The 13,541-nt window shown below is 73.0% G+C and carries 13 protein-coding genes and 1 rRNA gene; 2 read left to right on the plus strand and 12 right to left on the minus strand.

All coding sequences use genetic code 11. The annotated features are described in order from the left end of the window. Window positions 1-2: 2 nt before the first annotated feature. From CEB94_RS09250 to CEB94_RS09270, 5 genes are all read right to left on the minus strand, one after another. Window positions 3-1,145 carry a glycosyltransferase family 4 protein gene (locus CEB94_RS09250; protein ID WP_175431709.1) on the minus strand — a complete coding sequence of 381 codons (1,143 nt, stop codon included), beginning with the start codon at window positions 1,143-1,145 and terminating at the stop codon, window positions 3-5. Between the two features lie 245 nt (window positions 1,146-1,390). Further along, window positions 1,391-3,109, minus strand: coding sequence for a DNA repair protein RecN (gene recN / locus CEB94_RS09255; protein WP_175436950.1), 1,719 nt, complete (start codon window positions 3,107-3,109; stop codon window positions 1,391-1,393). A 172-nt stretch (window positions 3,110-3,281) separates the two neighbouring features. Continuing rightward, window positions 3,282-4,187, minus strand: coding sequence for an NAD kinase (locus CEB94_RS09260; protein ID WP_175431710.1), 906 nt, complete (start codon window positions 4,185-4,187; stop codon window positions 3,282-3,284). Next, window positions 4,184-4,999 carry a TlyA family RNA methyltransferase gene (locus tag CEB94_RS09265; RefSeq protein WP_175431711.1) on the minus strand — a complete coding sequence of 272 codons (816 nt, stop codon included), beginning with the start codon at window positions 4,997-4,999 and terminating at the stop codon, window positions 4,184-4,186. The genes CEB94_RS09260 and CEB94_RS09265 overlap by 4 nt, the downstream gene beginning before the upstream one ends. A gap of 7 nt (window positions 5,000-5,006) precedes the next feature. Continuing rightward, the gene (locus CEB94_RS09270) at window positions 5,007-5,282 is read right to left on the minus strand and encodes a hypothetical protein (protein WP_175431712.1); all 276 of its coding nucleotides are present in this window, start codon (window positions 5,280-5,282) and stop codon (window positions 5,007-5,009) included. A 42-nt stretch (window positions 5,283-5,324) separates the two neighbouring features. Between CEB94_RS09270 and CEB94_RS09275 the strand changes: the two genes are divergently transcribed. Next, window positions 5,325-5,672, plus strand: coding sequence for a sterol-binding protein (locus CEB94_RS09275; RefSeq protein ID WP_175431713.1), 348 nt, complete (start codon window positions 5,325-5,327; stop codon window positions 5,670-5,672). Here CEB94_RS09275 and CEB94_RS09280 read toward each other — a convergent pair. From CEB94_RS09280 to CEB94_RS09295, 4 genes are all read right to left on the minus strand, one after another. Beyond that, the gene (locus CEB94_RS09280; RefSeq protein ID WP_175431714.1) at window positions 5,656-6,537 is read right to left on the minus strand and encodes an ABC transporter ATP-binding protein; all 882 of its coding nucleotides are present in this window, start codon (window positions 6,535-6,537) and stop codon (window positions 5,656-5,658) included. The genes CEB94_RS09275 and CEB94_RS09280 overlap by 17 nt on opposite strands. 8 nt (window positions 6,538-6,545) lie before the next feature. Further along, window positions 6,546-7,586, minus strand: coding sequence for a FecCD family ABC transporter permease (locus CEB94_RS09285; protein WP_175431715.1), 1,041 nt, complete (start codon window positions 7,584-7,586; stop codon window positions 6,546-6,548). Then, window positions 7,583-8,626, minus strand: a complete 1,044-nt coding sequence (locus CEB94_RS09290; protein ID WP_175431716.1) for a FecCD family ABC transporter permease — start codon at window positions 8,624-8,626, stop codon at window positions 7,583-7,585. Before CEB94_RS09290 ends, CEB94_RS09285 begins: the two co-directional genes overlap by 4 nt. Before the next feature lie 105 nt (window positions 8,627-8,731). Continuing rightward, entirely contained in the window at window positions 8,732-9,763 is a 1,032-nt protein-coding gene (locus tag CEB94_RS09295; protein WP_175431717.1) for an HAD hydrolase-like protein, read from the minus strand. Window positions 9,764-9,836: 73 nt separating this feature from the next. On the opposite strand from CEB94_RS09295, the gene CEB94_RS09300 reads away from it, so the two are divergent. After that, window positions 9,837-11,129: a DUF1015 domain-containing protein gene (locus CEB94_RS09300; RefSeq protein WP_175431718.1), complete on the plus strand. Its 1,293-nt coding sequence runs from the start codon at window positions 9,837-9,839 to the stop codon at window positions 11,127-11,129. Between the two features lie 83 nt (window positions 11,130-11,212). Here CEB94_RS09300 and CEB94_RS40390 read toward each other — a convergent pair whose 3' ends face one another. The 3 genes from CEB94_RS40390 to rrf all read right to left on the minus strand — a co-directional run bounded on the left by CEB94_RS40390 (window position 11,213) and on the right by rrf (window position 13,479). Beyond that, complete coding sequence (locus tag CEB94_RS40390) at window positions 11,213-12,022, minus strand: tetratricopeptide repeat protein (RefSeq protein ID WP_218945971.1); 810 nt, start codon at window positions 12,020-12,022, stop codon at window positions 11,213-11,215. Beyond that, a complete protein-coding gene (locus tag CEB94_RS41675) occupies window positions 11,959-13,173 on the minus strand; it encodes a hypothetical protein (RefSeq protein ID WP_218945986.1) in 1,215 nt (404 codons plus the stop codon). Before CEB94_RS41675 ends, CEB94_RS40390 begins: the two co-directional genes overlap by 64 nt. 189 nt (window positions 13,174-13,362) lie before the next feature. Continuing rightward, window positions 13,363-13,479, minus strand: a 5S ribosomal RNA gene (rrf, locus tag CEB94_RS09310). Window positions 13,480-13,541 lie beyond the last annotated feature (62 nt).

The raw sequence follows: 13,541 nt of genomic DNA on the forward strand, positions 1-13,541 counted from the left end.
GCTTACGGGAGGGGTCGGGGCTGGGTCAACTCGTCGTACACGCTGAGGACTTGGGCGACCGTCTCGTCCTCGGTCGGCCAGGTGGCGGCCTGCCGGGTGCCCCTGGCCGTCAGCAGTTCGCGACCCGCCCGGTCGCCGAGCAGCCGTACGACGGAGTCGGCGAGGGCCTTGGCGTCCCCGTACGGGACGAGTTCGGCCGCGTCGCCGACGAGTTCGGGGATGCCGCCGACACGCGTCGCAACGAGCGGCACGCGCGCGTGGAGGGCCTCCTGGGCGAGGACGGAGCGCGCCTCCCAGCGGCTCGGCAGCAGGGCGAGGTCGGCGGCGGCGAGCAGGTCGGTGACGTCGTCGCGCCGCCCGATGAGCCGGACCGGCAGCCCCTCCTCCTCGATCCGCCCCTGGAGTTCACCACGCAGCGGCCCCTCCCCTGCGATCACGACCAGGGGCACGGGATCGAGGCGGCGCCAGGCACGCGCGGCGTCCAGCAGCACGTCGTATCCGCGGTGGCTTTCCAGGGAGCCGACGGCCATCAGCAACGGTCGTCCGATGGCTCCGAGTTCGGCGCGCACCTTGGACCGCCGTCGGTCGGGGTCGTCGGGCTCGCGGGGCCGGCGGGGGCCGGGCAGCGCGACGGCCGCGAGCCGTGCGTCCCGCGCGCCGGTGAGCCGGGCCCGGTCCACGAGCGCCGAGGTCGTGCCCAGGACCACGGTGGCCGCCTTCACGACCCTTCGCTCCAGCACGCGGAGCATGTGGGACCGCGCGCCGTCGGCGTGCGCCCGGTCGTGCCACGTCACGACGAGCGGAGTGCGCACGCGCCGCCCGCTGAGGGCGAGCACGGTGCGGAAGGAGGCGTGCAGCCCGTGCGCGTGCACCAGATCGGCGCCGGCGCAGGCCGCCCGCAGGGCGGCCACCGACACCGGGTCGCTGCTGCGCGGAACGTGCACGTGGTCGGCCCCTGCACCGCTGAAGTCATAGGCGCGATCGGCCTCATAGGGGGCGCACACCGTGACTTTCACGCCCCGCGCGACGAGCCCCGCGGCCAGCGAGCGCACATGCGCACTGCTGGCGGCATTGCCTCCGCCCAGTACCTGCACGGTGCGCAGCGGCAACTGGCCATGCGGTGAGTGGCTGCTCACGGGGGTCACGTGGCCGGGCTCCTGGTTCGGGTCGGGCGGTCACGACGCGTACTCCGCCAAGGATGCCAGGCCATAGGGGGGTTCCGGGAACGCCGGAACCCCTGCGGCGCGACAGTGGGGCGGGGCGTCGGGGGAATGCGCCGGGCCGGGTCACCCACACGAGTGACTTCGGGCGACCCGCCCGGCCTTGTCCACCGCCGCCGTGCACCGCTCCGGGCCGGGGGCCGCTCCGGGCCGGGGCCCGCTCCGGCCCCCTAGCCGTCCGCCCGGGCCGCCGCCAGCAGTTCCTCCGCGTGCGCCCGTGCCGTCTCGGAGTCCTCCTGCCCGGCGAGCATGCGCGACAGCTCCCGGACCCGGTCCTCGCCTTCGAGGACCTTGACGCCGGAGCGGGTCACGGACCCGTCGTTGGTCTTCTCGACCAGCAGCTGCCGGTCGGCGAAGGCGGCCACCTGGGGCAGATGCGTCACCACCACGACCTGCGCGTTCTTCGCCAGCCGTGCGAGCCGCCGGCCGATCTCGACCGCGGCTTTGCCGCCGACCCCTGCGTCGACCTCGTCGAAGAGGTATGTCGGCACCGGATCCGTCCCCGCGAACACGACCTCCACGGCCAGCATCACCCGCGACAGTTCACCGCCGGACGCGCCCTTGGCGATCGGCCGCGCCGGCGCTCCCGGGTGCGGGGCCAGCAGCAGCTCGACCTCGTCGGCGCCCGCGGGCCCGTAGGCGACCGGACGCCCGCCGACCTCGACGCCCTCCGGGTCCTCGGTCTGCCGGATGTCGAAGGAGACCCGCGCGTGCGGCATGGCGAGGGAGGCCAGCTCGGCGGTCACGGCGGCGGCGAACCGCTCGGCGGCCTCCGTCCGGGCGTCCGTCAACGCCTGCGCCAGCCCGCCCAGTTCGGACCGCAGCGCGTCCCGCTCGGCGGTCAGCTCCCCGATCCGCTCGTCGTCGCCGTCCAGTTCGGTCAGCCGGGTGGCACTCTGCTCGGCCCAGGCCAGCACGGTGGCGATGTCCTGGCCGTACTTGCGCGTCAGCCCGGTGAGCGCGGCCCGCCGCTCCTCGACGGCCGCCAGCCGCAGCGGATCGGCGTCCAGGTCGTCGGCGTACCCCGCCAGGTCGCCCGCCGCGTCGCGCAGCAGGATCCCGATCTCCCCGATGCGGTCGGCGAGCGCGGCCAGCGCCGGGTCGTGCGACCGTACGGCGTCCAGGGCCCGCTGCGCGCCCGCGACGAGCGTCCCGGCGTCGACGCCCTCCGGGTCCTCGGGGTTGCCGGCGAGGGCGGCGTGCGCGGCCGCGGCGGCGGACGCCAGTGCCTCGGCGTGCCCGAGCCGCTCGGCCTCCTCGGCCAGCTCCACGTCCTCACCCGGACGGGGTTCGACGGCGGCGATCTCGTCGAGCCCGAAGCGCAGCAGGTCGGCTTCCTGGGCCCGCTCACGGGCCCGGGTGGTGATCTCGTCGAGCTCGGCGGAGACGGCCCGCAGCCGCTTGTAGGCCTCGCCGTACTTGGCCAGCGGCCCGGCGACCGCGTCGCCGGCGTACCGGTCGAGCGCCTGCCGCTGCCGGGACAGCTTGAGCAGCCCCTGCTGGTCGGTCTGCCCGTGCACGGCCACCAGCTCGTCGGCGAGCTCGGCCAGCACGCCCACGGGCACGCTGCGCCCGCCCAAGTGCGCCCGTGAGCGCCCCTCGGCGGAAACGGTACGGCTGATCAGCAGGGCCCCGTCGTCGAGCTCGGCCCCGGCCTCCTCGGCGCGCATCGCGGCCGTGGCGCCCCGGGGAACGGTGATCCGCCCCTCCACGACGGCCTTGCCGGCCCCGATCCGCACGAGCGCAGGGTCGGCCCGCCCGCCCAGCAGCAACCCCAGGCTGGTGACCACCATCGTCTTGCCGGCACCCGTCTCACCGGTGACCGCGGTGAACCCGGGCGACAGCTCGACGACAGCATCGTCGATCACGCCCAGCGACCGTATCCGCATCTCCTCCAACACGGACACGACCTTACGAGGTCCGGGCCGGAAAGTGCGACCGGCCCGGCCTTGTCACCCACGAGAGTGGCAGCGCCCTCCAGGGGCGCGGGGAACCGCGCGACAAGCCACAACGCACCCGCACCCGCACCCTCCGACGATGGGCAACCACCCCCACGGACGGCTAGTGAGGAGCCCCCCGCCACCCGGAAACAGGCAGCGCGAACTTGGCCACCAGCCGGTCCGTGAACGAAGCATGGTGCAGCCGGGCCAGCCGAACCGGCACCGCCCCCCGCCGCACCTCCACCCTCGCCCCGGGCGGCAACTCGACCGTCCGCCGCCCGTCACACCACAGCACACCCGGCGGAATGTGCGGCAGAACCTCCACAGCCAACACAGAATCCGGCGATGTCACGAGCGGCTTCGCGAACAGCGCGTGCGCGGAGATCGGCACCATCAGCAGCGCCTCGACCTCCGGCCACACCACCGGCCCGCCCGCCGAGAAGGCGTACGCGGTCGACCCGGTCGGCGTCGCGCACACGATCCCGTCGCAGCCGAACCCGGTCACCGGCCGTCCGTCGATCTCCAGGACGACCTCCAGCATCCGCTCGGCGGACACCTTCTGCACAGCCGCCTCGTTCAGCGCCCAGTCCGTGTGCACGATGTCCCCGTTGCGGTGCACGACGACGTCGACGGTCATCCGCTCCTCGACCTCGTACGCCTTGGACACCACCCGGTCGACGACCTTGTCGAGGTCGTCCCGCTCGGCCTCCGCGAGGAACCCGACGCGCCCGAGGTTGACGCCGAGCATCGGCACACCCGACGCCCGCGCGAACTCGGCGCCCCGCAGCAGCGTGCCGTCGCCGCCCAGGACGATGAGCAGCTCACACCCGTCGAGGCACTGCGGAGTGGCCTCCTTGACCAGCTCCACTTCCGCCGGCAGCGGCAGGTCGCGCGCCTCGGCCTCCAGGACGCGCACACCGAGGCCGGAGCGCAGCAGCCCCTTCACCACGAGCTCGGCACTGCGCACGGCCGCGGGCCGGCCCGTGTGGGCGAGCAGGAAAACAGTACGAGCTCGGTTCTCGGTCAACGCGGCCCCTCCGCCACAGCACGGTCTGCCTCGGCCGGGTCCAGTTCCGGTGCCCCGGACCGCAGCCACAGAAAGTATTCGACATTCCCCGACGGCCCGGGCAGCGGACTGGCCGTCACGCCCTTCACCCCGAGCCCCAGCCCCCAGGCCTTCTCGGCCACCCCGCGTACCGCCTCGGCCCGCAGCTGGGTGCTGCGCACCACTCCCCCGCTGCCCAGCCGCTCCTTCCCCACCTCGAACTGCGGCTTGACCATCATCACCAGATCGGCGTCCGGCTTCACGCACCGCACCAGGGCGGGCAGGACCAGCCCGAGCGGGATGAAGGACAGATCCCCCACGACAAGATCCACAGGCTCCCCATCGATCGCTTCAAGCGTCAACTCGCGTACGTTCGTACGGTCCTTGACAGTGACGCGTTCATCCTTCTGGAGGGACCACGCGAGTTGTCCGTATCCGACGTCAACAGCGACGACATGGGCGGCGCCCGCGCGCAGCAGGACGTCGGTGAAACCTCCGGTGGACGCGCCCGCGTCGAGCGCCCTGCGCCCCTCGACGGCCAGCCCCTGCGGCCCGAACACCGCGAGCGCGCCGGCCAGCTTGTGGCCGCCGCGCGAGACGTAGTCGGGGTCGCTGTCGTCCTGGCTCACCACGATCGCGGCCGCCGTCTCCACCTGCGTGGCGGGTTTGGCCGCGACGGTCTTGCCGACGGAGACCCGCCCGGCGGCGATCAGCTGCGCGGCGTGCTCACGCGAGCGCGCGAGCTTCCGGCGGACCAGCTCCGCGTCCAGACGGCGACGTGCGACTCCTGCCACGTTCGGTTCAGCTCCTAGGTCCAGGCGGCGTCGGGGGCGCGGGAGGTCCCGGGCGTACGTCGAGCGCGGTGAGCGCGTCGCGCAGCCCCCGGTGTACATCCTCGTACACCTCGACATGCCCGTCCGTGGCGAGGTGGTCCGCGTCGCCGAGCCGGCCCAGGGCCGCGTCCACACCGGCGTCGCCGGTCGGTGTGCGCGGCACGTTCAGGGGGGCGGGGGCGGCGGGGTCGCGGGCGGGCTCTTCCTCCGCCGCCGGCGGGGTCTCGGGAACTGCGTCGTCCATGCCCCGACGCTACCGCGAACCGCTGCGGTACCGTCGACCGCGATGGCCACGATCGAGGAGTGCCGCAGCGCACTCGACAAGCTCTCGGACAGCATGCAGCGCGCCGAAGGGGACGTCCGCGACGCCGCGGCCCTGGACCGCTCGGTGAGCTGTCACATCACGGACCTGGACGTGACCTTCGTCGGCCGGATGCGCGGCGGGCGGATCGAGGTGCACGACACCGTGCCGGGGCCGCCGCCCGGCAAGGCCGAGATCAGACTCGCCATGACCGGCGACGACCTGGTGGCCCTGGTCGGCGGCGAGCTGCACTTCGCCAAGGCCTGGGGCTCCGGCCGCGTGAAGCTGCACGCGTCGGTGCGGGACCTGTTCCAGCTCAGGAAGCTTCTGTAGCCGCGACCTTCCCGCCCGCCCTCTCGGCGCGGGCCTTGCGCGCCGCCGGCACGACCAGCGGTGTGCCCGTCTCCGGGTCGTCGACGACCTGGCAGCGCAGCCCGAAGACCTCCTCGACCAGTTCGGCCGTGACGATGTCCTTCGGGGCGCCCTCGGCGATGACCCGGCCCTCTCGCAGGGCGATGAGGTGGGTGGCGTAGCGGGCGGCGTGGTTCAGGTCGTGCAGCACGGCGACCAGCGTGCGCCCCTGCTCCTCGTGCAGCTCCGCGCACAGGTCCAGGACATCGATCTGGTGCTGGATGTCCAAAAACGTCGTCGGCTCGTCGAGCAGCAGCAGCGGCGTCTGCTGGGCGAGCGCCATGGCGATCCACACCCGCTGGCGCTGGCCGCCCGACAGCTCGTCGACGTAGCGGTCGCCGAGCTCGGCGACACCGGTCTGCCGCATGGACTCCTGGACGACCCGCTCGTCCTCGGCCGACCACTGGCGCAGGATGCCCTGGTGCGGGTAGCGGCCGCGGCCCACCAGGTCGGCGACGGTGATGCCGTCGGGCGCGACGGACGACTGGGGCAGCAGGCCGAGGGTCCGCGCGACCTTCTTCGCGGGCATCGACTGGATGACCTGCCCGTCCAGCAGCACCCGGCCCTCACTCGGCTTGAGCATCCGCGACAGCGCCCGCAGCAGCGTCGACTTGCCGCACGCGTTGGGGCCCACGATGACGGTGAAGGAGTTGTCGGGTATCTCCACCGACAACTGCTCCGCGATGACCCGCTGGTCGTAGGCGAGGGTGACGTTCTCGGCGGACAGGCGGTTCACGGTGCTCCTTTGATGGTTCAGTCCGCTGCTGGTCCTGCTCTCGGGACGCATGCCCGCCCTCATATCCGGCCCGCCCTGCGCTCGCTGACCAGCAGCCACAGCAGGTAGACCCCGCCGAGCACGCCGGTGACCACGCCCACGGGCAGCTGCTCGGCGCCGAACGCCCGCTGGGCGACCCAGTCGGCGACGACCAGCAGAGCCGCTCCCATGCACAGCGAGGGCACCAGGTTCGGCCCGGGCGAGCGGGTCAGGCGCCGGGCCAGCTGCGGCGCGGTGAGCGCGACGAAGCTGACGGGACCGGCCGCGGCGGTGGCGGACGCGGTGAGCAGCACCGCCGCGACCATGAGCAGCAGCCGTACGCGTTCGACCCGCACCCCGAGGGCGTACGACACGTCGTCGCCCATCTCCATCATCCGCAGCCCGCGCGCGTTGACGAGGACGAGCGGCACCAGCACGGCGGTCAGCGCGAGCAGCGGCCACACCTGATCCCAGTCCCGGCCGTCGAGGGAGCCGGTCATCCACACGACCGCGCGGGCCGCGTCCACGATGTCGGACTTGGTGAGCAGATAGCCGTTGACCGCCGTGACGATCGCGGAGACGCCGATACCGACCAGGACCAGCCGGTAGCCGTGCACACCCCGCTTCCAGGCGAGCACGTAGATGGCGAGCCCGGTCAACAGGCCGCCCACCAGCGCCCCGGCGGCGACCTGGTTGGCGGTCCCGGAGGTCAGCACGATCACCATGAGCGCGCCGGCCGTCGCCCCCTGCCCGAGGCCGAGCACGTCCGGACTGCCCAGCGGATTGCGCGAGATGGCCTGGAACAGAGCGCCGCCCAGCCCCAGTGAGGCGCCGACCAGCAGCCCGACCAGGACCCGCGGCAGCCGCAGCTCGTTGACGATGAACTCCTGGCCCGGGTTGCCCTCGCCGACCAGCGTCCGCAGCACGTCGGCGGCCGGGATCGGGAAGTCGCCGGTGCCGATGAGCACGACACTCGCCACGAGCGCCGCGACGAGCAGCAGGAGCACGACGGTGACGGCCCGCACGTCCAGGCGTATCGAGAGCCCGCCCGGAGTCCGCACGGCACGGTTGGTGGTCTTCACAGCTGCGCCGTCCTCCGCCGTCGTACGAGAAAGATGAACACCGGTCCGCCGAGGATCGCGGTGACGATGCCCACCTGGAGCTCCGAGGGCCGGGCCACGATCCGCCCGAGGACATCGGCGCCGAGCAGCAGCACGGGCGACAGGATCGCCGCGTACGGCAGGATCCAGCGCAGGTCGGGCCCGGTGAAGGAACGCACGACGTGCGGCACCATCAGCCCGACGAACACGATCGGCCCGCAGGCGGCGGTCGCGGCCCCGCACAGCACGGTCGCGGCCAGCATGGACAGCGCCCGCGTGCGGTTGAGGTTGGCGCCGAGCGCCTTGGCGGTGTCGTCGCCCATGGCCATCGCGTTGAGCGGCCGGGCCAGGGCGAGGGCCAGGACCGTGCCGGTCAGCAGGAACGGCAGGACCTGCGTGATGGTCGAGTCGGTCGCCGAGGCCAGCGAACCGACCGTCCAGAACCGCATCTTGCCGAGCGCGGCCTCGTCCATGATCATCACGGCCTGGAGGTAGCCGTAGAGCGCGGCGCTGATCGCCGTACCGGCGAGTGCGAGTCGCACCGGTGTCGCGCCCCTGCTGCCGCCCAGGAACCAGACCAGCGCCCCGACCGCGGCCGCGCCGAAGAACGCGAACCAGACGTAGCCGGTGAGCGAGGTGACCCCGAAGTACGTGATGGCCGTGACGACCGCGGCGGACGCGCCCGCGTTGATGCCGAGCAGGCCGGGATCGGCCAGCGGGTTGCGCGTGAGGGCCTGCAGGACCGCCCCGGCCAGGCCGAGTGCGGCGCCGGCGAGCAGCCCGAGCACGGTCCGCGACAGTCGCTCCGCCACGACGACGTCCCCGTAGGTCCCCGAGTCCTCGAACAAGCCGTGCCAGACCTGCCCGAGGGACAGTTCTTTCGCTCCGATCGCGATACTCGCCAGCGCGACGAGCACCAGGATCGCGACGGACATGAGCAGCCCGAAGGCTCGTACCGCCCGTCGGGTCGGGGGCGCGGGGGCGGTCTCCGCGCGCTGTTCGGGGGGACTCTCGACCAACACGTAGTTAGGTTAGCCTACCCTCGCATTCGAGCAAGATTCGGTTCCCGGCCCTGCCTCTGCCACCCAGCCCTGCACCTGCCACCCGGCTCGGGCGCTGACAGGCGCTCAGATACCCAGCCGCGCCAGCGCCTTCCCCCCGTCCAGCTCGCACACACCCTCACCGGCCGCCGTCCACGCCACGGCGCACAGGGCGCGCAGCCCGTCCAGAGCCCCGCCCTCCCCGGCGAGCTCCAGCCGGTCCGCACCGGCCGTCGCCGTCCAGCCACCGCACCGGAACCCGCCCTCGCCCACTTCGACGACCTCAGGCTGACCGCCGAGCATCCCGCGCAGATCGGCGTCCACGAACGTCGGCCGGTGCTGCGGCGGCGCGGCCAGCAACTGCGGGCCGTCGGTGACACCGGTCAGGACGAGCAGCGAGTCGACCTCCCCGTTGAACGCACCCTCGATGTCCGTGTCCAGCCGGTCCCCCACCACCAGCGGCCGTTTCGCCCCCGTGCGCAGGATCGTCTCCCGGTGCATCGGAGGCAGCGGCTTGCCCGCGACCTGCGGCTCGGCACCCGTGGCGATGCGGACGACCTCCACCGCGGCTCCGTTGCCCGGTGCGATCCCGCGGCCGCTCGGAATCGTCAGGTCGGTGTTGGACGCGAACCACGGCACGCCTCGCGCCACCGCGTAGGACGCCTCGGCGAACCGGCCCCACGGCAGATCGGGCCCGCCGAACCCCTGCACCACCGCCGCCGGATCGTCGTCCGCCGACTCCACGGGCACCAGCCCGCGTTCGCGCAGCGCGACCCGCAGCCCCTCACCGCCGATCACCAGCACCCGGGCCCCCTGCGGCGCCTGCTCGCTGATCAGCCGCGCGACCGCCTGCGCCGAGGTGACGACATCCTCCGCGCCCGTCGGTATCCCCAGCTCCGTCAGATGCCCGGCCACCGTGTCCGGTGTCCGCAGCGCGTTGTTCGTCACGTACGCCAGGCGCATCCCGCCCGCCCGGGCCCGGGCCAGCGACTCGACCGCGTGCGCGATCGCGTTCCCGCCCGCGTACACGACACCGTCCAGATCGAGCAGCGCCGTGTCGTACGCCTCGCTCAGGGCCTGCCCACTGGCCTCGGGCCTCGTCCTGACGCTCCGGCTCATCCCGCATCGCTCCTCGTTCGACGGCTTTCCCCCCGATCATCCCCCATGCCACCGACAGCCGTACGATGCCGGGATGAAGACAGCAGGTCACTCGGAGGCAACGGCGCACCGAGGCCTGGAACTCACCCCGTTCCGAGGCCTTCGTTACGACCCCGACCGGGTCGGCAGCCTTGCCGCCGTCACATCTCCGCCGTACGACGTCGTGGTGCGCCCCGACGGCCTGCACCACCTCGAGTCCTCGGACCCGTACAACATCGTCCGCCTGATCCTCCCCCAGGCCGCCACTCCCAGTGCCCGCAACGAACGGGCCGCCGACACCCTGCGCCGCTGGCTGTCCGAGGGCGTCCTGACCACCGACCCGGAACCGGGCCTCTACGTCTACGAGCAGCAGGACGGCAACGGCATGCTGCAACGCGGCATCATCGGCGCCCTGCGCGTGTCGGACCCCGCCGAGCAGGTGGTGCTGCCGCACGAGGACGTCATGCCGCACATCGTCGCCGACCGCGCCGCCCTCATGCGCGCCACCTCCGCCAACCTCGAACCCCTGCTCCTCACCTACCGGGGCGACGGCTCGACGGCCGTCACGGCGGACCTGATCGAGCGCACCGCCGAACGGCCTCCGCTCCTCGCCACCACGACGGAGGACGGCTTCCGCCACCGCCTGTGGTCGGTCACCTCCCCCGACGACCTGGCCGCGATCCAGACCGACCTCGGCCGGCACCAGGCCCTCATCGCCGACGGCCACCACCGCTGGGCGACCTACCGCCGCCTCCGCACGGAGCACCCCTCCCCCAGCCCGTGGGACCACGGCCTGGTCCTCCTCGTCGACACGGCCCGCTACCCCCTCCGGGTGCGCGCCATCCACCGCCTCCTGCACGACCTGCCGGTCGGCGACGCCGTGGCCGCCCTGGAGGACCACTTCCGCGTACGCCGCCTCGAAGTCCCGCTGCCCGAGGCCCTGGACACACTGGCCGACGCGGCCGGCGCCGGCAACGCGTTCCTGCTGGCCGGCGACGGCGCCTTCCACCTCGTCGACCACCCGGACCCGGACCTGCTGGCCCGCACGATCCCCGCCGACCGCCCTGCGGCCTGGCGCACCCTCGACGCGACGGTCCTGCACGCCACGCTCCTGGAGCACGTCTGGCGCATCTCCGAGGACTCCCCCGCCCACGTCGCCTACATCCACGACACGACGGCCACGGTGGAGAAGGCGGAACGCGACGGCGGCACGGCCGTCCTGATGCACCCGGTCCGCGAGGAGGTCGTCCGCGACCTAGCCCGCCAGGGCGTCACGATGCCCCGCAAGTCGACGTCGTTCGGCCCGAAACCGGCGACGGGTCTGGTCCTGCGGGCGCTGGACCTCTGACGGGACCGCAACAGCGCTGACACGACGAAGGGGCAGGACCCTGAAGCCTCACAGCCGGGATCCCGCCCCTTCCCCTACGGACGTCAGTCCTTGTCGGACTCGTCCTTGTCGGACTCGTCGTTGTCGGTCTCGCTCTCGTCGCTCTCGCCCTTGTCGCTCTCGTCCTCGTCCGCCTTCGGCGAGGCCGGAGCCTGGGCCTCGTCGTCCTCGTCCTCGACCAGGGCGTCGACGAACTCCACGCCGTCCAGCTCGGCGAGCCGGTCCGAGGCGTCGGTGCTGCCGTCGCGATCGGCCTCGACGGCCTTCGCGAACCACTCCCGCGCCTCGCTCTCCCGCCCGGCGGCGAGCAGCGCGTCGGCGTACGCGTACCGCAGACGCGCGGTCCACGGCTGCACGGAGTTCGCGGCCAGCTCCGGGCTCTGCAGCGTCACGATGGCCGCGTCCAGCTGCCCCATGTCCCGCCGCGCGCCGGCCACGACGAGCCGCATCTCGACCTGCCCGGCCTTGTCGAGCTTGTGCACCTCGGGCGCCCCGGCCATGTCCAGCGCCTTCTCCGGCCGTCCGAGCCCGCGCTCGCAGTCGGCCATGACGGGCCACAGGTCGATGTTCCCGGTCATCCGCTTGGCGGCCCGGAACTCGGCCAGCGCCTCGCCGTACTTCTGGCTGGCGTACGCGGCGAACCCGGCGGCCTCTCGTACGGCGGCCACACGCGACGCCAGCCGCAGCGCCACCCTGGAGTAGCCGTACGCGCCCTCGGGGTCGTCGTCGAGGAGCCGCGCGACCATCACCAGGTTCCTGGCGACATCGTCCGCGAGCGTCTTGGGCAGGCTCAGAAGCTCCTGCCGTACGTCCTTGTCGATCTCCTCGCCCGTGACGTCCTCCGGGATCGGCAGCCGCTTGATGGGCTCCCTGTCCCGCTCCCGCTCCTCACGGAACCCGCCGGGACCACGCCGGTCGTCACGGCCGCGGAAACTACCCCGGTCGCCGTCACGCCGATCGCCGTCACGCCGGAACGCCGGGCGGTCGCCACGGTCGTCACGCCGGGGACCGCGCCCGCCACGGTCGTCACGGCCGCGGAAGCCACCGCGGTCGCCGCGGTTGTCGTCCCGACGGAACTCGCCACGGTCGCCGCGGGGGCCGTCTTCGCGACGGAACTCGCCACGGTCGCTGCGGGGGCCGTCTTCGCGACGGAAGCCGGGACGTCCGCCCCGGCCGGCGTCGTCTCGACGGAAACCTCCACGCTCCCCACGGTCGTCTCCGCGGCGCTCGTCACGGCCCCGGAACCCCCCGCGGTCGTCACGCCGGATGCCGCGGTCACCGTCCCTGGGTCGGTCTCGATCGTCGCTGCGGAAGCCGCGGTCGCGATCGCGGTCGTCGCCACGGAAGCCGCGGTCGCGGTTGTCGTCGCGACGGAAGCCGCCACGGTCATCGCGGCGGGGGAAGCCACCGCGGTCACCCTCGCGCCTTTCGCCCCGCCGATCATCGCGCCGGTCGTCACGTCGGACGGCAGGACGGTCACCCCGGTCGTCACGACGGTACCCGCCGCGGTCGCGGTCATCCCTGCGCGGCTCACGGTCACGGTCGTCACGCCGGCCGTACCCACCACCACGGTTGTCGTCGCGGCGGAAACCGCCTCGGTCGCCGTCACGCCGATCGCCGTCCCGCCGGAAGGCCGGGCGGTCGCCGCGGTCGTCACGACGGACGGCGGGGCGGTCGTCACGTCGGACGGCGGGACGGTCGCCGCGGTCGTCACGACGGACGGCGGGACGGTCGCGGTCATCCCTGCGCGGTCCACGGCCACGGTCGTCACGCCGGCCATATCCACCACCGCGGTTGTCGTCCCGTCGGAAGCCGCCACGGTCCCCGTGGTCGGGGCGACCGCCCCGACCACCCCGGTCGCCCCGGTCGCCCCGGTCTCCTTCACGACGCCCGTAGCCCGGGCGGTCGTTGCCGGCACGGTCGTTGCCACCACGGTCGTTGTCGCGGCGGAAGCCGCCACGGTCCCCGCGACCCCCGCGCTGACCGCCGCGGTCGTTCCGCTCACTCCGGTCCCCCTCCCGTCGCCGCTGGTCGCGCTCCGGTCGGTCGTCGGGAGAGTTGGTGGACATGGTGACTCCTGTCATCGGTACTGCAAGTCATTCTCGCGCAGCCGGCTGCCCGGCGCGCACTGCAAAAACAAAAAGGACCCTTGGTCCCAGCTGAACGCTGGGACCAAGGGTCCTTTCCAAAGATTGTTCGGCGGCGTCCTACTCTCCCACAGGGTCCCCCCTGCAGTACCATCGGCGCTGTAAGGCTTAGCTTCCGGGTTCGAAATGTAACCGGGCGTTTCCCCTACGCTATAACCACCGAAACCCTAATGGTTTCGAGCGAACAAGCACACTCTTCTATTGTCTGTTCTGCTCAAAGCCGACA

Source organism: Streptomyces hawaiiensis, assembly GCF_004803895.1.
Classification (GTDB): Bacteria; Actinomycetota; Actinomycetes; order Streptomycetales; family Streptomycetaceae; genus Streptomyces; species Streptomyces hawaiiensis.